The organism is Halomonas sp. 111 (genome assembly GCF_052379685.1).
Taxonomy (GTDB): Bacteria; Pseudomonadota; Gammaproteobacteria; order Pseudomonadales; family Halomonadaceae; genus Vreelandella; species Vreelandella citrativorans.
Window position 1 is genome coordinate 58091 of the sequence record NZ_JBQSYV010000004.1, and the last position, 21283, is coordinate 79373.

The 21283-nt window shown below is 58.6% G+C and carries 20 protein-coding genes and 2 pseudogenes; 18 read left to right on the forward strand and 4 right to left on the reverse strand.

Going from position 1 to position 21283, the window contains the following annotated elements; all coding sequences use genetic code 11:
• The first annotated feature begins 186 nt into the window (after positions 1 to 186).
• The 6 genes and pseudogenes from zigA to ACT3T7_RS04315 form a co-directional block, all read left to right on the forward strand.
• Positions 187 to 1413, forward strand: coding sequence for a zinc metallochaperone GTPase ZigA (zigA, locus tag ACT3T7_RS04290; RefSeq protein WP_444630181.1), 1227 nt, complete (start codon positions 187 to 189; stop codon positions 1411 to 1413).
• A 151-nt stretch (positions 1414 to 1564) separates the two neighbouring features.
• Positions 1565 to 1786, forward strand: a complete 222-nt coding sequence (locus ACT3T7_RS04295) for a helix-turn-helix domain-containing protein (protein WP_444630182.1) — start codon at positions 1565 to 1567, stop codon at positions 1784 to 1786.
• A gap of 63 nt (positions 1787 to 1849) precedes the next feature.
• Complete coding sequence (locus ACT3T7_RS04300) at positions 1850 to 1978, forward strand: hypothetical protein (protein WP_444630183.1); 129 nt, start codon at positions 1850 to 1852, stop codon at positions 1976 to 1978.
• A 199-nt stretch (positions 1979 to 2177) separates the two neighbouring features.
• The gene (locus tag ACT3T7_RS04305; RefSeq protein WP_444630184.1) at positions 2178 to 2405 is read left to right on the forward strand and encodes a hypothetical protein; all 228 of its coding nucleotides are present in this window, start codon (positions 2178 to 2180) and stop codon (positions 2403 to 2405) included.
• Positions 2406 to 2834: 429 nt separating this feature from the next.
• Positions 2835 to 3894: pseudogene (locus tag ACT3T7_RS04310) on the forward strand (IS110 family transposase).
• 16 nt (positions 3895 to 3910) lie between these two features.
• A pseudogene (locus ACT3T7_RS04315) lies at positions 3911 to 4185 on the forward strand (IS3 family transposase); the annotation flags it as partial.
• Between the two features lie 196 nt (positions 4186 to 4381).
• Here the strand turns inward: ACT3T7_RS04315 and ACT3T7_RS04320 are convergent.
• Positions 4382 to 5083: a GntR family transcriptional regulator gene (locus tag ACT3T7_RS04320; RefSeq protein ID WP_444630185.1), complete on the reverse strand. Its 702-nt coding sequence runs from the start codon at positions 5081 to 5083 to the stop codon at positions 4382 to 4384.
• Positions 5084 to 5215: 132 nt separating this feature from the next.
• Here ACT3T7_RS04320 and ACT3T7_RS04325 point away from each other — a divergent pair, with 132 nt between their 5' ends.
• The 12 genes from ACT3T7_RS04325 to ACT3T7_RS04380 all read left to right on the forward strand — a co-directional run bounded on the left by ACT3T7_RS04325 (position 5216) and on the right by ACT3T7_RS04380 (position 18896).
• Complete coding sequence (locus ACT3T7_RS04325; protein WP_444630186.1) at positions 5216 to 6190, forward strand: Bug family tripartite tricarboxylate transporter substrate binding protein; 975 nt, start codon at positions 5216 to 5218, stop codon at positions 6188 to 6190.
• A 34-nt stretch (positions 6191 to 6224) separates the two neighbouring features.
• Positions 6225 to 7679, forward strand: coding sequence for a sulfatase-like hydrolase/transferase (locus ACT3T7_RS04330; protein WP_444630187.1), 1455 nt, complete (start codon positions 6225 to 6227; stop codon positions 7677 to 7679).
• A gap of 30 nt (positions 7680 to 7709) precedes the next feature.
• Positions 7710 to 8183: a tripartite tricarboxylate transporter TctB family protein gene (locus ACT3T7_RS04335; RefSeq protein WP_444630188.1), complete on the forward strand. Its 474-nt coding sequence runs from the start codon at positions 7710 to 7712 to the stop codon at positions 8181 to 8183.
• Positions 8183 to 9706, forward strand: a complete 1524-nt coding sequence (locus ACT3T7_RS04340) for a tripartite tricarboxylate transporter permease (protein ID WP_444630189.1) — start codon at positions 8183 to 8185, stop codon at positions 9704 to 9706. Before ACT3T7_RS04335 ends, ACT3T7_RS04340 begins: the two co-directional genes overlap by 1 nt.
• A gap of 34 nt (positions 9707 to 9740) precedes the next feature.
• Positions 9741 to 10706 carry a YncE family protein gene (locus ACT3T7_RS04345; RefSeq protein ID WP_444630190.1) on the forward strand — a complete coding sequence of 322 codons (966 nt, stop codon included), beginning with the start codon at positions 9741 to 9743 and terminating at the stop codon, positions 10704 to 10706.
• Entirely contained in the window at positions 10699 to 11694 is a 996-nt protein-coding gene (locus ACT3T7_RS04350; RefSeq protein ID WP_444630191.1) for a 4-hydroxythreonine-4-phosphate dehydrogenase PdxA, read from the forward strand. The genes ACT3T7_RS04345 and ACT3T7_RS04350 overlap by 8 nt, the downstream gene beginning before the upstream one ends.
• Positions 11695 to 11827: 133 nt before the next feature.
• Complete coding sequence (locus ACT3T7_RS04355; RefSeq protein WP_444630192.1) at positions 11828 to 12886, forward strand: L-rhamnonate dehydratase; 1059 nt, start codon at positions 11828 to 11830, stop codon at positions 12884 to 12886.
• Complete coding sequence (locus ACT3T7_RS04360) at positions 12883 to 13794, forward strand: dihydrodipicolinate synthase family protein (protein ID WP_444630193.1); 912 nt, start codon at positions 12883 to 12885, stop codon at positions 13792 to 13794. Before ACT3T7_RS04355 ends, ACT3T7_RS04360 begins: the two co-directional genes overlap by 4 nt.
• A gap of 2 nt (positions 13795 to 13796) precedes the next feature.
• Positions 13797 to 15302 (forward strand): aldehyde dehydrogenase (NADP(+)), encoded by a 1506-nt coding sequence (locus ACT3T7_RS04365; protein WP_444630194.1) that lies wholly within the window; start codon positions 13797 to 13799, stop codon positions 15300 to 15302.
• Between the two features lie 69 nt (positions 15303 to 15371).
• Positions 15372 to 17195, forward strand: coding sequence for a SulP family inorganic anion transporter (locus ACT3T7_RS04370; protein ID WP_444630195.1), 1824 nt, complete (start codon positions 15372 to 15374; stop codon positions 17193 to 17195).
• Positions 17196 to 17229: 34 nt separating this feature from the next.
• Entirely contained in the window at positions 17230 to 17988 is a 759-nt protein-coding gene (locus tag ACT3T7_RS04375; protein WP_444630196.1) for a cytochrome b561 domain-containing protein, read from the forward strand.
• Positions 17976 to 18896 carry an SMP-30/gluconolactonase/LRE family protein gene (locus ACT3T7_RS04380; RefSeq protein ID WP_444630197.1) on the forward strand — a complete coding sequence of 307 codons (921 nt, stop codon included), beginning with the start codon at positions 17976 to 17978 and terminating at the stop codon, positions 18894 to 18896. The genes ACT3T7_RS04375 and ACT3T7_RS04380 overlap by 13 nt, the downstream gene beginning before the upstream one ends.
• Positions 18897 to 19089: 193 nt before the next feature.
• Here the strand turns inward: ACT3T7_RS04380 and ACT3T7_RS04385 are convergent, their stop codons facing one another.
• From ACT3T7_RS04385 to ACT3T7_RS04395, 3 genes are all read right to left on the reverse strand, one after another.
• Positions 19090 to 19317 carry a hypothetical protein gene (locus ACT3T7_RS04385; RefSeq protein WP_444630198.1) on the reverse strand — a complete coding sequence of 76 codons (228 nt, stop codon included), beginning with the start codon at positions 19315 to 19317 and terminating at the stop codon, positions 19090 to 19092.
• Positions 19314 to 19466 carry a helix-turn-helix domain-containing protein gene (locus ACT3T7_RS04390; protein WP_444630243.1) on the reverse strand — a complete coding sequence of 51 codons (153 nt, stop codon included), beginning with the start codon at positions 19464 to 19466 and terminating at the stop codon, positions 19314 to 19316. Before ACT3T7_RS04390 ends, ACT3T7_RS04385 begins: the two co-directional genes overlap by 4 nt.
• Positions 19467 to 19647: 181 nt before the next feature.
• Positions 19648 to 21042, reverse strand: a complete 1395-nt coding sequence (locus ACT3T7_RS04395; protein WP_444630199.1) for a PepSY-associated TM helix domain-containing protein — start codon at positions 21040 to 21042, stop codon at positions 19648 to 19650.
• Between the last annotated feature and the right edge of the window lie 241 nt (positions 21043 to 21283).

Here is a 21283-nt window from a genome sequence, read left to right on the forward strand (position 1 = left end):
CCGCCTTCAAGGTAATAACTAACTGCTCCAAACAGCGTGCCTTAAACGCCAAATGGGCTGCGCAGCTACTGCGTCTACTCAATACAAGCGCTGAAATTTTTCCTGGCTGAATTAATGCACGCTTTCTAATCGCCTTCATATTGTTATATTATCACATAACATAAACCATTTAGAGGTGTGCTAGTAATGACTGCGTTTTCTCCCCTGCCCGTTACCGTGCTGTCGGGCTTTCTGGGTGCTGGTAAAACCACCGTGCTCAATCATATCCTCACCAACCGTGAAGGCCTTCGTGTGGCGGTGATTGTGAACGATATGAGCGAGGTGAACATTGACGCCGCGCTGGTGCGCGGTGGCCCAAGCGAGCCAACGCTTGAGAGCGAAGTAGCGCTTAATCGCTCAGAAGAACGCCTTGTTGAGATGAGCAATGGGTGCATTTGCTGCACGCTGCGCGAAGACCTGCTTATCGAGGTCAACCAGTTGGCAAAGGAAGGAAAATTCGATTATCTGGTTATTGAGTCGACCGGTATTTCCGAACCCTTGCCAGTGGCTGAAACGTTTACCTTTGAGGATGAGGACGGCCAAAGCCTTTCCCATATCGCCCGGCTGGATACGCTGGTAACGGTCGTTGATGGTACCAACTTTCTTGCCCAATACCGTGAAGCGCAAAGCCTGGCGGAAGCAGGAGAAAGTCTCGGCGAAGAGGATGAACGTAACGTTGCCGACCTGCTGGTGGATCAGATCGAGTTCTGCGATGTATTGCTGATTAGTAAAACGGATTTAATTAGCGAAAAAGAGCTGGAGGCACTAAAAGCCATTTTGCACTCCCTCAACCCCGATGCCGAGCTGGTGCCTATTCGTCAAGGCGGCGTGCCGCTTAATAAAGTGCTAAATACTGGCAGGTTTGACTTTGAGCGCGCTCAGCAGGCGCCGGGCTGGTTAAAAGAGATGCGTGGCGAGCACGCACCCGAAACTGAAGAGTACGGCATCGGAAGCTTTGCTTATCACGCCCGTCGCCCATTTCACCCGGCCAAATTTCACGACCTGCTGCATTCCGAGTGGTTTGGCGAGGGTTTATTGCGCTCGAAAGGTTTTTTCTGGCTGGCCACCCGCCCCCAGTGGGCCGGGCAGTGGAGCCAGGCAGGCGGCATCGCCCATCACGGCATGGCCGGTATGTTCTGGAAGTCGGTTCCTGAAGAGCGCTGGCCAACTGACCCGGAGTACCGCCAGTTCATCACCGAGAAGTGGGAAGAGCCGTTTGGGGATATGCGCCAGGAACTGGTGTTTATCGGCCAAGGGCTGGATAAAGCCCGCATGCGTGAAGCGCTGGATGCCTGCTTACTCAACGAAGGCGAGCTACTGGAAGGCATGGAGATGTGGAAAACGCTGCCTGACCCCTTCCCCGCGTGGGAATAAATCTGCTTGCAAGCGCCAAGGCCTCAGGTATCTGAACTGCACCCCAAAAGTTGGACACCCAATCCCAACTTCGGGGTGCTCTATGAGCAATCGAAACGATGAGGGATTCGAGCTTCTGGTGCTACAGTAGTGTTTGCACAATGCCACCAGCTTGAGGGAGGTAGCTCGCCAGCATGGCCTAGACTATTCCTTGGTACGGAAATGGCGGGACAACTACCATCAGCATGGCGTGATGGGGCTACGCAAGAAATATACCCACCGCAGCGTGGCTTTCAAGCTGGAGGCCCTTGAGACGATGTGGCGAGAAGGCTTGTCGCGTCATCAGACGGAAGTCCTGTTCGATATTCGTGAGTGCGGCGTCATTGGCAGATGAGAGCGTCAGTACCATAGTGGTGGTCTGGCTGGATTAGAGCCAAAGCGCAAGGGACGCCGCCCGATGGCCAAGAAGCCACCTTCCCCACTCCCCTCTCCTGATGATGAGCACCATTATGAAGATCTGCTCGAAGAGTTGGTGTATCTGCGTGCCGAGAATGCCTACCTAAAAAAGCTCCATGCCTTGGTCTGAAAGAAGAGAGCCGCGACGCGGGGCAAAAGCCCGGGGCGTCCCAGGATTAAGGTATGGACCTCCGCTAGCTCTGCTGCTGCGTGCGGCCGAGCTGCCGCGCAGCACGTTCCACTATCAGATCAAGGTTCTGGGTGCTGGTGACCGGTGCGTGTCCCTGAAAGCGTCTATCCAGGCAATCTAAAATCCCACAAGGGCCGCTATGGCTACCGCCGCCCTTCGGCAGGCAGGTGAGACGATCAACCACAAGACCGTGCAGTGGTTGATACAACAGTCAGGCTTGAAGTCCCTGGTTCGCCCTAAGCGGTATCGTGCCTACCGAAGCGCGGAAGGCTACGCCGCCCCGCATACGTTGCAGCATCGATTTCAGGCCCAGCGTCCCCATCAGCGGTGGGTGGCGGACATCACCGAATTCCAGGTCAACCTGTAACCAGTCATGGATCTGTATAAAGGGAGATCTCTGCCTTCCAGACTGGGCCTCGCCCGGTGTTCGATCTGATGAAGGGTGTGTTGAAGAAAGCATTTGGCAGGCTGACCCCGGGGGATCGGCCGCTGCTCCATTCGGATAGTAAGACTACAAGGTGCCAGGTGTTTCTGGGTGATCCGGCACTTATAGTAATCGATCTATTCTGAAGACCTGGTGCCGTGAGGGCTCCCGGGTCTCCTGACCCACACTCCGATCGACCCCGGTAGTGTGTCTTTCCCTGGACCTGTCGGTGACCCGGGAGCACTAGTGGCGAGGTTTCGCCTCGTCGAAGCATGTGATTCAAGAAGGGCCTGACAGCCTGTCTCATTACTGTCGTGTCCAGGCTATCGAACTCGGTGAAGCCATCCTGAATCAATAGCTTGGAGATCCACCATGAGTCAGCAACCCAGTGATCGCTCCGTCATTATCGGCGGTGTTGATACCCACAAAGAGCTGCATGTGGCCGCCGTCGTGGATGCCCATGACCGTGTGCTTGGCACCGCCAGCTTTCCTACCACCCGGCATGGCTACAAGACTATGCTGACCTAGATGCGCTCCTTCGGCGAGCTCAGCCGGGTGGGGATCGAATGCACCGGCACCTATGGAGCTGGCCTGCTGCGCTACTTACAGCGCGCAGGCATCACTATCCTGGAAGTCACGACACCCGATAAGACCGTACGGCGCAAGCGCGGCAAGGATGACGCAATCGATGCAGAGAATGCCGCTCATGCGGATATTCGCACTGTCACCCCGAAGACACGTGACGGGATGATCGAGTCCTTGCGTGTCCTGAAGGTTTGCCGAAAAACTGCGGTCGCGGCTCGCCGTGCGGCCCTCCAGATGATCCAGACTCAAGTGGTCTCGGCGCCAGAGGAACTGCGCGATCTGTTGAGGAACATGACGCGAATGCAGTTGCTTCGGACACTGGCGGCATGGCGACCCGATTTGAACGGGTACCGGGATGTCACGATGGCTTACCGCATCGCCCTGAAATCCCTCGCGCGCCGCTACCTGGAACTGCACGACGAGATTGCCAATTTGGACGTCATGATCAAGGCTATCGTCGATGAGCTGGCACCAAAGTTGGTGTCGCGAACGGCAGTAGGCTACGAGACGGCCGCACAGCTACTGATCACGGCAGGCGACAATCCGGATCGCCTTGGCTCAGAAGCCAGCTTTGCGGCGCTATGTGGCGTTAGTCCTATTCCTGCCTCGTCAGCGGCACCGGCTCAACCGGGGTGGCGATCGCGCCGCCAATAGTGCGCTGCATATCATCGCCATCGGGCGGCTACGTCTGGATGCCGATACTCAGGCATACATTGCCCGGCGGGTGGGAGAGGGCCACTCCAAACTGGAAGCTATCCGATGCCTGAAACGCTATATTGCCCGGGAGCTCTATTATGTGCTGCGCAGCCGTCATCGGGAGGTCAATCAGACGCAAATCGCCACTTGACACTTAGAAGGGCGTCCAGGGCTGGCATTATCGCCACCCTCGCTATCGCTGCCTGGTGGTGGAGAAGCGGATACTCCACAGCATGTCACGGAAATGGACAATACTGCGATGGAGAGCTTTTTCGGCACCCTGAAGGCTGAATACTTCCATTTGAATTGGTTCGACACTATTGAGTAGCTGCAGCAAGGGATCGACCAGTACACCCATTACTACAACCACGAACGCATCAGGCTGAAACTAAAAGGCCTGAGCCCTGTGCAGTACAGGACTCAGGCCTTGAGTGCCGACTGAATGAACCGTCCAACTATTGGGAGGTGCAGTTCAGCGGCGGATCCTATTTGTGCCATGCAAGCTACTGCGAACGCTATCAAGTGCATTCGCGCTCTCAGAACGACTTGGACAGTTCAACCTCAAGCAGTGGGTTCCGCGTTGCGGCCGAGGCCGCTGGTTAAACGCAGGCGCCTCTGACGAGGCGGCTCAAAGGGTGTCAGGGCAGGATGGGTATGTATTCGTCGATGGCCAGCGAAGCCGCAGAAAGATGATCAGACATACTCTTTGCCGCTGCCTCTGGGTCGCCCAGTTCCAAGGCTGCAATGACCTCCAGATGTTCGGCTTGGGAGTCTGCGCGTCGGGCGGCTGAGCGGAACGGCAGCCTCTGGAACGGGGCGATGCGTAGGCGGCAGAACTCCACCGCCTCGGCCAAGTCTTTGTTGTGCGTCGCGTCGATGATCGCGCTGTGGAACTTGCGGTTCTCGCCAGCGTAGCCATCGGCATCGTCTTGTTCGTGAAAGCTTTCACAGGCAGCATAGATCTTTTTCAGGCGGGCAATCTCGACGGCTGAGATGCGCGTTGCCGCGAGCCGGGCGCATAGGGATTCAAGCAGCACCATCGCCTCGCACAAAGAGGCGACGCGAGCTGGCTCAGCGCCTTTCACAACAGTTCCCGAACGGGGTTTGCTTACCGCCAGCCCGGTGAGCACGAGTTGCTGCAGGGCTTCTCGGACAGGTGTCCGCGATACTCCAAAATGTTCAGCGAGTGCCCGCTCCTCAAGGCGCATGCCAGGGGCGTACAGTCCCGAGAGGATATCGTCCGCCAGTCGCCGTCGTAGCACGTTTGCTAGCCTATCCCCTTTCTCGACATGTCCCCCCTCGACGGGGTCTTTCTCAGTCATAACGCTGTCCACTGTCATATTGCCACCCCTCTTCTCGTATACAAAAATTATCTCAAGTTGCCGTCGGTATTGCAATGCGGTCTCTGGTATGCCTAAAATTGAAAGTGCATACCAGAAAGAAGTTAACTAATAACAAATAGGAGCAAAACAATGACTACCTGCAGATTCGCCGTGAAGGTGCTTGGATTGGCGACCATATCCCTGGCCCTACCCGCTTCGAGCTATGCGCAAGGCTTTCCGGACAAGCCTGTCACCGTCATAGTCGGGTCCGGCCCGGGATCAGCCCCGGACACGATTACGCGCATCGTGGCGGACGGAATGAGCCAGATCCTCGGCCAGCCCGTCGTGGTCGAGAACCGTCCCGGAGCAGCTGGCAATATCGGCGCCAGTGCGGCGGCCAAGGCCGATGCCGATGGCTACACATTGATGATGATGACGGCAGTTCACTCTATCTCGCCCAGTCTGCAGACCAACTTGAACTACAGCTTTACAGACGATTTTATCCCCGTCGGAATGGTTGCCGAGGTGCCGCTTATGATGGTTGTGAACAACGACCTGGGTGTGTCCGACATGCCCGGCTTCATCGAGCGCGCCAAGGAAAGCGACATTTTCTATTCGACCCCAGGCGTCGGCACACTGCAGCACCTGTCGACTGAAGAGTTCGCCCGAATGAACGACATCGAAATGATGATGATTCCTTACAAGGGGGGCGGCGCGGCGACACAGGCGGTGATCTCGAACGAAGTCGAGATGTTCTACGCAGGTATGCCGCCAGCTCTGCCGCAGGTGACGGCCGGTGCGTTAACGGCGCTTGGTGTCTCATCTCAGGAACGGTCGCCCGCAGTGCCCGATGTGCCGACCTTCATCGAGCTCGGCTACGACGACTACACGGTAGACAACTGGCACGCAATCTATGCTCCCGATGGCACTCCGGACGAGGTCATCGAGACTCTCTCTTCGGCGCTGAACGAGGTGCTTGAACGCGAGGAAACGGCCGAGCAGTTCCTCAACGTCGGTGCCATGCCCCATCCCAACACACCGGACGAGCAGAAATCCTTCGGCGAAAGCGAGTTCGCCCGCTGGGCGAGGGTGATCAAGGACAACGGCATCACGCTCGAGCAATGAACTACGACATCCGAAAACTGAATGAAAGGTGCTCATGAAACCGAAGAACCTACTGATCGTTATGGTCGACCAGATGGCTGCCAAAGCGGTCGGATGCTATGGGCATCCGACCGTCCAGACTCCTCATATCGACCGCCTTGCCGAGCGTGGCGTGCGCTTCACCAATGCCTATGCGACGTCGCCAATCTGTATTCCTGCGCGTGCCTCGATGGCGACGGGGCGATACCCGCACGATACGCGCTACTGGGACAATGTCTTTGCCTACGACGGTAAAATTCCCGGATGGGGGCATCGGCTCCAAGCCACAGGTCACCGCCATACGACCATCGGTAAGCTTCATTACGAGGATGAATCCTGTCCCACGGGCATCGACGAGCAAATCTACCCGATGCATGTTTATGGCGGCGGCGACATCTTCGGTCTCGAACGTGAGAATCCTCCAGCCCGTCCGCAAAGTGCTTCGGTGGCGCGCGAGGTGTTGGTGGGTGACAGTCAGTACACACGTTATGACGAAAAGATTACCGATATGACTGAGGGCTGGTTCGCCGGTTTGAAATCCCCCGCAAATGGCAAGCCTTGGGTGACCTTCACCTCGTTCATCGCGCCGCATTTTCCACTGACCGTGCCTCAGCGCTACATAGATCTCTACGACCAGTTCGATATCGAGCTGTATGACAAGGCACTAAACGCCGATGGTCCCTTGGCGGAATGGTGGAAGCTGTTCAAGTACGGCTATAACTTCGACAGCTACTTCGACAATGACGACCATCGTCGCAAGGCCCTGCTGCACTATTTCGCTCTGTGTTCCTTCGCAGACGAGAACGTGGGCCGGGTGATAGCTGCGCTGGAGAGCAGCGGTCAAGCCGAGGATACGATGGTGCTGTTCCTGTCGGATCACGGCGACCACATGGGCGCGCGGGGGCTGTGGGGGAAATCGACGATGTTCGAGGAATCCGCCAACGTACCGATGATCCTCGTAGGAGAAGGCCTGTCGGGCGGGACCGTCTGCGAGACGCCCGTCTCCCTGATTGATGTCTACCCGACCGTGCTTGATACGGTTGGTGAGCCACTCACCAAAGAGGAGCACAATTTGCCAGGGAAGTCGCTGCTTCAAATCGCATCCGCGCCCTACGATCCAGAGCGTGCAGTGTTCTGCGAGTACCATGCGTCCTGCGCGCCGACCGGCCTGATGATGCTGCGCAAGGGTCGATACAAGTACATCCACTATACCCATCACGGTGCGCAGCTTTTCGACCTGGTGGCGGATCCCGAAGAGACCTGTGACCTTGCGGCTGATTCAGCGCATGCCGGGGTACTGTCGCAACTCGAGGCCGAACTGCGTGAGCTTGCCGATCCGGAGGCCGTGGATGCCGCTGCGAAAGAGGATCAGCGCCGCAGGTTAAACGAGCTCGGCGGAATCGACGCCATCGTGGCGCAGGGTGGCGTAACGCACACGCCACCGCCCGGCGAGTCCGCTAGCGTAATCTGAACACACGCTTACTCCTGGGGAGGAGGAAACATGCAGCATAAAAAAACAGAAACGCGCGAACCTTCTCTGAGTCATCGCAACCGGATCACCGCTTGCGTGATCATGCTCACCGGTGCCTATGTCATCTGGGAATCCATGAACTACGGCATAGGTAGCCCCGTCAGGCTGGGACCAGGGGCGCTTCCGCTAGCGCTCGGAGTGCTGTTCTTGATCCTCGGGCTGGTCATAGCGCTCGTGGACGAAGACGGAGAAAAAAGTGTGGTCCCGATGGTCTGGCGCCCGATGGTGCTTGTGCTGGTCTCGATCCTAGCCTTTGCCTTGCTGATTGAAAGTGCCGGCCTTGTGGCTGCAACTGCAGCGCTTGTGCTGATCTCCGGGCTGGCTGACCCCTCCCACACTTGGAAAAGTCTGCTCGGCCTCTACGTGGGGCTCTTGCTTGCGGTCTACGTGGTATTCAAAAGTCTGCTTGGCATTCCCTTTGAACTGATCGCGGGGGTGGTCTGATGGAAGTGCTTTCCAACCTAGCCCTCGGTTTCGGCGAAGTACTGTCGCTGCAAACGTTGTTCTACTGCTTCGTCGGTGTGTCTGTAGGCATGCTGATAGGCGTGTTACCGGGTATTGGCGCGATGGCCGCCATCTCAATGCTGATGCCGGTAACCTTCTACCTCGAGCCAGGGCAAGCCGTGATCATGCTTGCCGGGATCTATTACGGCGCACAGTATGGCAATTCCATTGCCTCGATCTTACTGAACACGCCGGGCACTCCATCGAGCGCCGTGACCGCGCTGGACGGCTACCCGATGTCGCTTCAGGGCAAGGCGGGGCCTGCCATCTTCATTACTACCATCTCGTCGTTCGCTGGCAGCTGCTTTGCAATCGTGTGCCTCGCTGCTTTCACGCCGCCAATTGCCGCCTTCGCGATGAAATTCGGCTCGGCCGAGTACTTTGCCATTATGGTCTTCGGACTGATTGCTGCCTCAGCACTCTCTCAGGGTTCGCAGCTCAAGGGGCTGGCGATGGTTGTGCTGGGCCTAATACTGGGTCTTGTCGGGACTGATGTAACGTCAGGCGCGTTCCGCTTCACTTTCGGCATCCTTGATCTGGGAGATGGGCTGAACCTGGTTGCCGTGGCCATGGGCTTATTCGGCACTGCCGAGGTAATCAACAACCTCAGCCGAAAAACCGAAGAGCGAGCTACCAAAGCCAAGCTGACGATGCGCGAGCTGATGCCAAGCCGTGAGGATATGCGTCTGACCGTGAAGCCAATGATGCGGGCCGCACCGATCGGGACATTCTTGGGTATCCTGCCCGGCGCGGGAGCGACGATTTCCGCCTTCGTCGCCTATGGGCTCGAAGCTCGCGTTGCTAGAGACCCCAGCCGCTTCGGGAAAGGCGCGATCGAGGGGGTCTCCGCCCCTGAAACCGCCAACAACGCCGCCGCACAAAGCGGATTCATTCCCACTCTGGCCCTTGGAATCCCGGGCGACGCGGTCATGGCGCTGATGTTGGGCGCCCTGCTGATCCACGGGGTCAGCCCCGGTCCGCAACTTATCACCGATCACCCCGATATCTTCTGGGGGCTGCTGGCCAGCTTCTGGATTGGCAACCTGATGCTGCTGGTGATGAATATCCCGATGATCGGGCTTTGGGTAAAAATCCTCGCGATACCCTACAAATATCTCTACCCGGGTGTCCTGATGCTGATCTGCGTGGGCGTCTACAGCGTTTCCAACAATGCTTTCGACCTGCTGGTGGTCTTCGTTTTCTCGGTGATCGGTTACGGCATGTCGTTGGCCCGCCTGTCGCCAGCACCCATGCTGTTGGGGATCGTCCTAGGCCCGATGATGGAAGAGAACTTCCGCCGCGCCCTGCTACTTTCGCGGGGCGATTACACAGTGTTCCTGCAAAAACCTATCAGCGCGACGCTATTGGCCCTAGCGGTGCTTCTTCTACTTTGGCCGCTGATCCGTCGGGCGCTTCATCTTGCCCAACACGGACGGCGCAACTGCTCTGGCGGGACCGAGTGACGCCGGTCTGCCCTATAAACCAAGGAGACAGACAATGTCGCAATCGATGATGATCGTTGAGAAATGCAGCCATTGCATGAGCTGGTACGACGTCGCGACCGGCACCCTTCAGGGTCGGCTCGATCTTCCCGAATTCCCCCATGAATTCGTCGTCGATGCCGAGAACCGCTATGCCTATGTCGGACAGTACGGGGTGCAGAACTCTGGCATTGATGGAACAGAGGGCCGCTCGGTCGTGGTCGTGGATATCCACCGTCAGAAAGTGGCGCATGTCTATGATCTTGGCGAGCATGCCCGGCCACACGGCATGGCGATGGATGCGCAGGGATGCCTTTACGTACTGTCGGAGTGGACAGGGCATCTGTTGGTGAAGGAGAACCCTCGTGCTTTCGACCAATGCTGGGACCACGTCACGCCAGTAGGCGGTGAGAAGCCGCACCTCTTCGCGCTGACCCGCGATGGGCGAACGGCCTATTCGATGAACCTTGTCTCGGGCGATGTGACAGTGTTCGACCCCTACGATCCGGCAGTGATACCGGTTGCCATCCGTACCGGCAAGAAGCCCGAGGGACGCTGCCTCCGGGAGGAGGCGGGCCTCCTCTACACTACGCAGCGCCTCTCCAATACCGTCGCGGTGATCGATACCGCCACACTCGAGATCCTGCGCAGTTTTCCGACGCCGGACGATCCCTGTCGGATCTACTACGACGGCAAGCGCAACAGGCTGATCACGATGAACCACTTGGGCGGCAGCTTTTCGGTCTTCGACGAAGCGACCGGAGAGATGCTGCACGAGCAGAAGACGCCCGCGAACCCCCTGGCTCTGTGCATCGACCAGAGCGAGGACTTTGCTTACGTCGCCATCGACTGCGAACAGGTACAGCGCGTGTCACTGGACACCTTCGAGGTCGTGCAGGTCTTCGCGACAGGGCAGGAGCCCGATGTCATGCACATCCTGCCCGACGGATTTTCCGAACATTGGGAGACGAAAGATGACTGATAAACCCCGCATTGCCATCGTGCCAGGTGACCCCTCCGGCATTGGGCCGGAGCTGATCGCCCGCCTTCTGAGCGAAGAGGGGGTCCGCGACGCTGCCAACATTATGCTGGTGGGCGACCGCCACCTTTGGGAACAGGGCGCGGCGCAGTCCGGCTGCCCCGTTCCATTGAGTGAGGAGGGTGTGCAGGGCGTGTCGTGGCTGTCGATGGACACCATCGGCGAAGACGAGGTTCGCCTTGCCAAGGTCACCGTTGCCGGCGGCCGCAGCAGCCTGCGCTGTCTGGACCGCGCGCTTGACCTTGCGATCGCGGGACAGGTCGACGGTGTCCTTTTCGGGCCGTTTAACAAGGCCGCGATGACCTCGGCAGGGTTGAACGCCGAGGACGAGCATCGCTACATGGCCCGCTACCTCGGGTTCAGCGGCTACCATGGTGAGATCAACGTCCTGGACGATCTAATGACAACCCGCGTGACCAGCCATATCGGCCTGCGCGAGGTCGCCGAGGCGATCACGCCGGAGGCGGTACAGGAGGCCGTAAATCTAGCTGAAGACACGCTACGCCGGGCTGGCAATGAGCGGCCCCGCATCGCCGTCGCGGCGCTCAACCCGCACGCGGGCGACAACGGCAAGTTCGGACGCGAGGAGATCGCAATTCTTGAACCGCTTGTGCGCCGCAACCAAGAACGACAGCGCGATGTGAGCGGCCCGTGGCCCTCAGACACGGTGTTTCTCAAGGCTATGCGGGGCGAGTTCGACGCGGTGGTGACGATGTACCACGACCAAGGCCAGATCGCGATCAAGCTGATGGGCTTCGAGCGCGGCGTCACGGTAGCCGGCGGCTTGCCGATCCCGGTGGTGACACCCGCCCATGGCACTGCCTTCGATATCGCCGGCAAAGGGAGGGCAAATGTCGGAGCGACATTGCAGGCCTTCCAACTGCTGGTCCGCATGGCCCAGACCCACCGAGCCGCCTACAGCGCGATCTAAACAGGAAAAATAGACGATGACCAAAATCAAATCTGTTCGTACCCGGATCTGGAACTGGACTGGACCAACTGTTCCACCCTCGGGGAACTTCTGCACCAACGCCTCGGATGCCCTATGGACAAAGGGTGACACAATGGCGTCCTTCCGTTTTCACCAGTGGTTGACCTGCGAGGTCGAATGCGAGGACGGGACAATCGGCATCGGCAACGCCGCACTGGCGCCGACGGTGGTCAAAAAGGCCATCGACGACTGGTATGCACCGTTGGTGATTGGCGAGGATCCCTTCGACTACGCCTATCTATGGGAAAAGATGTACCGCCGCAGCCACGCTTGGGGACGCAAGGGCATTGGCATGACCGCGATCTCAGCCATCGACATCGCGATCTGGGATCTGATGGGCAAGCTGACCGGTAAGCCGGTGTTCAAGCTTCTGGGCGGACGCACGAAGGAGAAGATTCCGGTCTACTATTCCAAGCTTTACGCAGGTCCGATCGAGGACATGCAGCGTGAGGCGGAAGAGGCAATGAAAGGCGGTTACACCGGATTCAAGTCGCGCTTCGGCTACGGTCCGAAGGACGGTATGCCCGGCATGCGCGAGAACCTCAAGCGGGTCGAGGCGGTGCGCGAGGTGATCGGCTACGACAACGATCTCATGCTGGAATGCTACATGGGCTGGAACGTCGACTACGCCAAGCGGATGTTGCCCAAACTCGAAAAGTACGAGCCGCGCTGGCTGGAAGAGCCGGTGATCGCCGATGACGTGGCGGGCTACGCCGAGCTGAACGCGATGAACATCGTGCCGATCTCAGGCGGTGAGCACGAGTTCAGCGTCATCGGCTGTGCAGAGCTGATCAACCGTAAAGCTGTCTCTGTGTTGCAGTACGACACCAACCGCGTGGGCGGCATCACTGCGGCCCAGAAGATCAACGCCATCGCAGAGGCTGCGCAGATACCGGTGATCCCGCATGCAGGTCAGATGCACAACTATCATTTGACAATGGCAAACGTGAACTGCTCGATCAGCGAGTACTTCCCGGTCAGCGACGTCGAGGTCGGCAACGAGCTGTTCTACTACATCTTTGAGGGTGATCCCGTGGCAGTGGACGGGTTCCTTCAACTTGACGACAACCTGCCCGGTCTGGGTATTTCGATCACCGACAAACATCTCAAACATTTCGAGATACAAGAATGATTATCTATTCTGGAATCTGGCCCGTCGCGCCCACGCCGTTCAACGATGACGGCACGCTCGACCTTGAGGGTATGAAGCGCGCGCTGGACTGCCTTATCGACCAGGGTGCGGACGGCATTTGCATCCTGGCCAACTACTCCGAGCAGTTTCTGCTCTCGGATAACGAGCGGGAAGTGCTGATGCGGCTCAGCATTGAACATGTGGCGGGCCGGGTGCCCGTCATCGCGACCATAAGCCATTATGCCACGCGTATCGCGGTCGAGCGGGCAAGTCTGGCCAAGGCGCTGGGCGCGCACAGCGTGATGATGATGCCGCCCTATCATGGGGCGACTCTGAAGGGCACGCCGACGCAAACCTTTGAACAGTTCCGTGCGGTCGGCGAAGTAGGCATCCCAATCATGGTGCAGGACGCACCGTTGTCCGGGGTTGACCTGCCGGTGTCACTGTTGGTGCGCATGGCGCGAGAGATCGAGATGGTGAAGCTGTTCAAGATCGAATGTCCTCAAGCCGCCAACAAGTTGCGCCTACTGATCGCCGAAGGTGGCGACGCCATCGAGGGCCCGTTCGATGGCGAAGAAGGGATTACCCTGCTCGCCGACCTTGATGCCGGGGCGACCGGGACCATGACCTCGGGCATGATCGTCGACTGTATCAAGCCAGTTCTCGAGTTGCACCGTAGTGGCGACCTTGCCGGGGCGACCGAAGCCTATAGCCGCGTCGCCATGGCTATCAATCACGAGAATCGGCAAGGTGGCTGGCGCTCGTGTAAGGCTGCGATGGTGGAGGGGGGCGTCATCGCTTCGGAATTCTGCCGTCACCCGATCGAACCGCTGCACCCGGCCATCCGGTCGCGGTTGATCGATCTGCTGAAACCGCTGGACCCACTGGTCCTGCGCTGGGGGAAATAACCATGCTAACGGGCAAGAATCTCATCGCCGGACAATGGGCCGGATCCAACCAGATGGTGCCGAGCGCGGACCCTGATGGTATCGCGTTCGCACAGGCCACAGAGGCGCAAGTAGACGAGGCCTGCCGGGCCGCCAGGAGCGCATTTCGCGAGTATGCCGCGCTTCAGCGCACCAAGCGTGCCAAATTTCTACGCGCCATCGCCGAAGAGATCGACGCGCAAGCTGATACGATCAATGAGATCGGCCCACAGGAGACTGGCCTCCCGGTTGGCCGATTTGAAGGCGAGCGGGGCCGGACCATGGGCCAGTTGCGCATGTTCGCAGATTTGATCGAAGAAGACGCTTTTCTCAACGTTCGACACGACGAGGCGTTGCCGGAACGCCAGCCGTTGCCTCGCCCGGACCTGCGGCTCACCCACCGGCCGATCGGCCCGGTCGTGGTTTTCGGTGCCTCGAACTTCCCATTGGCCTTCTCGACGGCTGGCGGTGACACAGCCTCGGCGCTCGCCGCAGGCTGCCCGGTTATAGTCAAGGGCCACCAAGCACATGCTGGTGTTGCCGAGATCGTGGGCCAAGCGGTGCAGCGTGCGGCTGAACGGACCGGTATGCCAACCGGCACCTTCCAGATTTTACAGGGCTCAGGTCGGGTAGTCGGACAGGCGCTAGTTCGACACCCGGAAATTCGGGCCGTCGGGTTCACAGGTTCGCTGGCTGGTGGGCGCGCCCTATATGATCTGTGCCATATGCGCCCGCAGCCGATCCCGTTCTACGGTGAGCTAGGATCAGTCAATCCCGTGTTCCTTCTGCCCGGAGCCATGGCGACAAGGGCGGATGAACTGGGCCGCACCTGGGCCGAATCCTTGACCATGGGGGCAGGTCAGTTTTGCACCAATCCCGGCATCGTCATCGCCCTGCGCGGACCCGAGCTTGATGCCTTCTGCGCGGCAGCGGCCACAGCGCTGAGCGAGGTGCCCGAACAGAAGATGCTGACCGATGGCATCCACACTGCGTTCGTCTCGGGCGTCGGCAAGCTAGCCGATGCAATCGACAAAATCGGCGGCTACGATACGTCCGGCACACCACGTATGGCCGGGCCGTCCGTCTTCGTCACCGACACTGCGACCTGGCTGGCAAAGCCGGAACTGCACGAAGAAGTATTCGGCCCGTCTGGGATCGTGATTTCCTGCGCTGACGTGGATGAGTTCGAGACACTGGCAGAGGCGCTCGACGGTCAACTGACCGTCACTCTGCAACTTGACGACGACGACCATGCGCTGGCCGCACGCCTGCTGCCTATCCTTGAGGAGAAGGCAGGTCGCATCTTGTGTAACGGCTTCCCAACTGGGGTGGAGGTATCGTCAGCAATGATGCACGGGGGGCCCTATCCTGCCAGCACTGACGTGCGCGCGACCTCGGTAGGCACTCTTGCCATCATGCGCTGGCTGCGCCCGGTGTCGTACCAGAATGTCCCTGAGACCCTGCTACTTCACCCCGAGCTGCAAGTCTAAGCCCGGTCCTGCACCCTGTCCGTGCGCCGTCCCGAACGGCGCGCGGATCCCGTCTCCAGAGGCAGATACATGCGCAATACCTACCAGAGCATCGTGCGAACGATTTCACCTGTCCGACCTTGGATGAGCCAGGTGACGGCAGGAACGGCTCGGTCGGATGCCTTGGCCGGGTTTACCAACGCGGCCATCGTTCTACCGCAGGGGGTAGCTTTCGCGGTTATCGCGGGGCTGCCGCCGGAATACGGTCTGTTCACGGCGATGATCGCCCCGGTCATTGCTGGGATCTGGGGGGCGTCCATGGTCATGGTCTCCGGACCGACCGTGGCAATTTCGGCGGTCGTCTTCGCCTCGCTGTCGCCTCTGGCAGAACCGGGAACCGCCGAATACGTTTCGCTGGCTCTAATCCTGACAATCGCAGCGGGACTCTTTCAACTGCTCGCAGGTGGCCTTCGGCTTGGCGCACTGATCGCTTTCATATCCCCATCGGTTATGGTGGGATTTACCACTGCGGCGGCGCTGATGATCGGCGTCTCGCAACTAGGCAGCGCCCTCGGGGTCGAGACCTCGAGCGGCGGCATCATCCTCCAATTGCAAAGCCTTGCCGCAAACATCGGCCAGTTCAAACCGCTGGCGCTGGCGATTTCGGCCGTAACGATCACATCGCTCGTGCTGGCGCAGATAATCAGCAAACGCATTCCAGCTTATTTCGTCGCGCTGGTCATCGGGGGGCTCGCCGGAGCTGTCTTCGAGGCGCGCGAGGCCGGAATCGAGATGTTCTCGACGCTGTCCTCGGTCGTTCCGCGTTTCGATCCTCCGGCATTCAATACACTGCAGATCTCGGAAGTGATTCCAGGGGCCGCGACAGTGGCCTTTGTCGGGCTCATGTCGGCGATCAGCATCGGTCGCTCGTTCGCCATGCGTCGACACGAGCGCTACGATGCCAACCAGGAAATCGTGGGACAGGGGCTGGCCAACTCGATCGGCGGGCTTTTCCAGTCCTTCGCGGCGTCGGGGTCGTTCACCCGTTCGGCGCTCAATGCGGATTCGGGCGCTCTTACTCCGCTGTCCGCGATCTTCTCGTCAGGCTTTCTGATGGCGCTGTTGTTAGTGATCGCGCCGCTGATGAACCGCATCCCGGTTCCGGCGATGGCTGGTATCATCATTTACGTTGCGTGGCGGCTGGTGGATCTGGGCGAGATCCGCCACATCATGCGAAATGCCTCTAGCGAGACGCTGATCCTGTCGCTCACTTTTTTCTCGAGTATCCTGACCAAATTGGATATCGGGATCGTCGTCGGGGTTGTCGTGTCACTAGTGATTTTCCTTAGGCGCAGCGCGCACCCGCACCTCGCAGTAATGACGCCAGCCATCTACAAGGGCCAGAAGTCGATGCGCGGCGCCCTGTATTACGGCCTGCAATCGTGCCCACAAATCAATTTTCTTAGACTCGAGGGGCCACTGTTCTTCGCTTCCATCGAACATGTCGAGCGCGAGTTCCGACGAACTGAAAAGCAGTTTCCGGGCCGCAAGTTTCGGATTCTATCCCTCAAGGGGATGGGCCGGATGGACCTCGCGGGCGCCGACCTTCTAGCACAGGAGATCCATAATACCCGCGCAGCAGGGGGAGACTTTCATATCGTCGCGGCACATTTCACCATCGTCCGGGCGCTGAAAGCCATGTATTTGGGCCGCCAACTGGGATTCGATAACCTGCACCCCTCGAAGGGGCACGCCATCGCAGCGACGGTGGCGCAGGTCGATCCAGAGATTTGCCGCACCTGCAAGGTTCGCGCCTTCACCGAGTGCGCGGGCAAGCCCGCGCCCAAAGGCGTGGCCCCGGACTGCGAGGCGCCCATTGTTAAGGATGTCTACATCGAAAGGAGCGACTGGTGACCCATAATAACGCACCATACGCGGAGGCGACACAATGGACAGCCTGATCGCGTGGATACTGCAGGTTGTAGACCCCTCGCGGGCCCACGAGGTCGGCCCGATGCTGTCCTGGCATGCACGGCTTATGACGCTCTCCTGGGGCTTTCTTGCTCCGTCTGCAGTGCTGGTAGCGCGGTATTTCAAGATCCTTCCAGGGCAGGATTGGCCACGCAAGCTCGACAGCCCCGTCTGGTGGCAGCTGCACCGAGGCATGCAAATCGCGGCGGGGGTGCTTTCCCTGCTGGCGCTGGGGCTTGTCCTGTGGGCGCCACGTGGGCTGCACGATGCGTATTGGCACAGTGTGTTCGGCTGGCTTGTCCTGTGCGGCTGCGTTGCGCAGATCCTGTCTGGTGTCCTGCGCGGCAGCAAGGGCGGCCCGACAGCCCGAGCCCCCGACGGTACGCCGCGTGGCGATCATTATGACATGACCCGGCACCGGCTGCTGTTCGAGGCTCTGCACAAGATCGTAGGATATGGCCTACTGCTCGCCGCCGTGGTGTGCATTGCCCTGGGCCTGTGGTCCTCTAATGCGCCGCGCTGGATGTGGATCGTCATTGTCAGCTGGTGGATGCTGCTGACCCTTGCCGCTGTAGTGCTGCAGCGACGAGGGCGTGCCTACGATACTTATCAGGCCATCTGGGGCCCGGATCCCGCGCACCCAGGAAACCGCATAAGAAAGCAGGGTTTTGCCATGACACGCCCGGGCGACGTACCGGAACGTTGGAAAAAAGGAGATGAGACATGTTCGGAGTGATCGAAGGAACTGGGTACGAGATTCTGGATGACGAGTTCGGCGCGTGCATTATCGGCCATGCTAGGGTCGAGCGCCTCTGGTCCGGCGCACGTTGGTCCGAGGGGCCGGCGTGGTTCCCGGCTGGACGCTATCTTGTTTGGTCGGACATCCCGGAAAACCGTCTGATGCGCTGGGACGAAACTGACGGCTCGGTTTCGGTTTTTCGTCAGCCGTCGAACAATACCAACGGCAACACGGTAGACGGACAGGGCCGACTGGTCAGTTGCGAGCACCTGTCTCGTCGTGTCACCCGCACTGAACACGACGGTACCGTACAGGTGATCGCCTCGGATTGGGAGGGCAAGCGCCTAAACTCACCCAACGACGTGGTGGTGAAGTCCGACGGATCAGTCTGGTTCTCGGATCCCAGCTACGGGATCATGATGGACTATGAAGGCAATCGCGCCAAAAGCGAGATCGGCGCTTGCCATCTCTTTCGAGCTGATCCCGAGAGCGGCCTCGTTGAGGCGATGGCGACGGATCTGGTCAAGCCCAATGGACTTGCATTCTCGGCTGATGAGCGAACTCTTTTCGTTTCCGATACCGGCGTGACCCATACGCCGGGCGGGCCGGCGCATATCCGCAGGTTCGCCGTTGCGCCCGACGGCACGCTGGGGGCGGACGAGGTCTTCGCGGAGTGTAGCTCGGGTGTGTTTGACGGCTTCCGGCTGGATACCGGAGGCCGAATCTGGAGCTCAGCTGCCGACGGCGTGCATTGCCTTGCACCGGACGGGCGCCTGATCGGAAAGATCCACATTCCTGAGATCGTAGCCAACGTCTGTTTCGGCGGAGCAAAGCTGAACCGCCTGTTTATCTGCGGAACGACGTCACTATATTCAGTGTACTTAAACGTGAACGGGCTACGCTGAACCAGCGGGGGGCGTAGATGTGTAAACCCGCCAAGTTGTTCGCGGGAAGCCTCCGTCGGCTGACTGGAGGGTGATAGTCCAAACTGACATGTGTACGTTGCCAATTGTACTGGTGCAGCTAGGTCGGGATGCTGGCCTCGCTGCTCCAAACTCTCTTAAACGCGCGCATACGCTCACTCGCGCAGTGCGGTTTTTATGAACCGATGCGCTTTACCGCCGGTGCGAGGGCTGTACGCTGGGTCCGACGGGGTTCAGCCTCAGACGCTGGCACAGGCGCTGGAAGCGACCGAACCGCCAGACGATTCAGTCCCTCTCGCTTGAGAAGGCGCGCCACCGTGCTCTGGCCAATTCCCCGCGCTTGGGCAATCTGGCGATAGGTCTGCAGCTGCTGACGACGCGTGACAACCTGTTCTACGATCACGGAGTGTGCCGCGAAGGGGCTTCGAGTGGGGCGCCCGTGTCCTCGCGGAAGCGATATAGCCACTTGTAAACCGTCCTCACACTGACACCCAAGACTTGAGCCACCTCTTTTGGTCGCAGCCCTTCATCAATGATACAGGCTATCAGCAGGGCTCGACCAGTATATCCACTACTACAACTACGAACATATCAGTCTATAACCAAAAGGCCTGAGCCCCGTAAAATACAGGATTCAGGCCATGGCCGCAGGCTGAGAGAACCAACCGTCCAACAAATGGGGTCAGGTTCAACCTACCTGAGGCCTTTTCTATTGTGCTTATTATCAGCGTTTTTACACGCTTCGGGGCTTTCTGGAAGCCGCCCAGCGCAGCGCATCAATAATCGCAATAATGATCAAGCTGCCGCCCAATACCGGTAAGGCGAACCCTAAAAGCGTTAGGATGGCGAGCAGGCCCAACTGAGCGGGCAAGCCCAGCATGATAAACAGCGCGGTCATGGTTTGTGCCTTATTCACCGTGGTGTTTTTAACGCGCTGCCACCACATCCGATAACCCCACACAATAAGAAACACCAGGGCCGCTGCAAATAGCGCCAGCACCAGCTGGTTAAGCAGGCCAAACAGTACGCCCATATGTAAATCAATACCCCAGCGCGTTAGCTTTGCCGCCAAGGGAAACGTTGAAAAATCCGTTTGCTCAAGAATACGCATATCGCTTGGGTTCAGTGCGACTTGGTCTACCTGAGTAGGCCAGCGGCGGTCAATTTCAGTCACACGCCACGCTCGGCCTTCGCTGGCAGGCGGTTCTAGCTGAATTCTACCTGCCAATAGTCCTGCGCCCCTGGCTGCCGCAAGCGCTTGGTCGAACCCTTCCGGGCTTACAAAATCTCCGGCTTCGGGGGCGCTGCTCACACCATGGTCGGCATGCATGTCGTGATGGGCATGGGAATCATGGCTCACTGCATCCCCTAGCGCGGGAAGCACGGTCGATACACTCGGCGTACCCCAGCCCCACGCCTGTCTTAATTCGCCAATATTGCCACCGGCCCATTGCGACCAGGTAAGCCCCGTGGCTGAAAAAAACAGCAGCCCGACGAGCGCAAAAACACCTACGGTTGCGTGCAAGCGCCGTGCCGCCATACGCGGGCTTGGGCTTTTAAGCGTTTTACGTCGCGCTAACCAAAGCACCAGGCCCAGCAGCGCAATGATCCATAACCATGACGCCGCTAGTTCGCTGTACAAACGCCCTATATCACCTAACAGCAAACCACGGTGAAACTGATCAAGCGCCGTGCGAAACGGCAATATGCCGCTGGTGCCGTACACCGTCATGTCGCCTTTTACGTCAAGCGTTGCCGGGTCTATAAAAATAGCCCGATGCTCGGAGGGTCCAAGCGCTGGGTCAGCAAACATAACACGCGTGGTACTGTGCGCATCCGGTGCGGGGCGAACCGCGGCGGGTAGCGTGTCCTGGCCTACCACCCACTGCGCCGTTTCAATTTGCCGTGCCAGCGGCTGCGGTGCATCTTGGGTACTTACTGTTAAGGCATCACGGTAAAGCCACGATTCCACCGAAGGTGTTAAAACGTAGACAATACCACTTAAGGCGGCCACCAGAATAAAGGGACCTACCAAAAGCCCCACATAAAAGTGCATTCGCATTAATAGCGCAAAGAGAATTTTTCCATTTCGCCGGGGCAGCGTTGGATCGGTTTTTTTTGAGGACATGCTTATCATTTCCCAAGAGATATTAAACAACGTGCTTTATCGACATGACGTATATGCAAAGGATTATTAATCTTTAAAAAGCTAACGATTAAAACGCTACAAACATCTTCTTAAATCATTCATATAAAGAGAGCGACCATAGGACGCATAAGGCTTAGCGATTTAAGGAATCTACCGTTAACGGATAATTTTATGGTTACACAGTACCGGGCTGGTACAATCACGCTTCTTGTTAACCCCG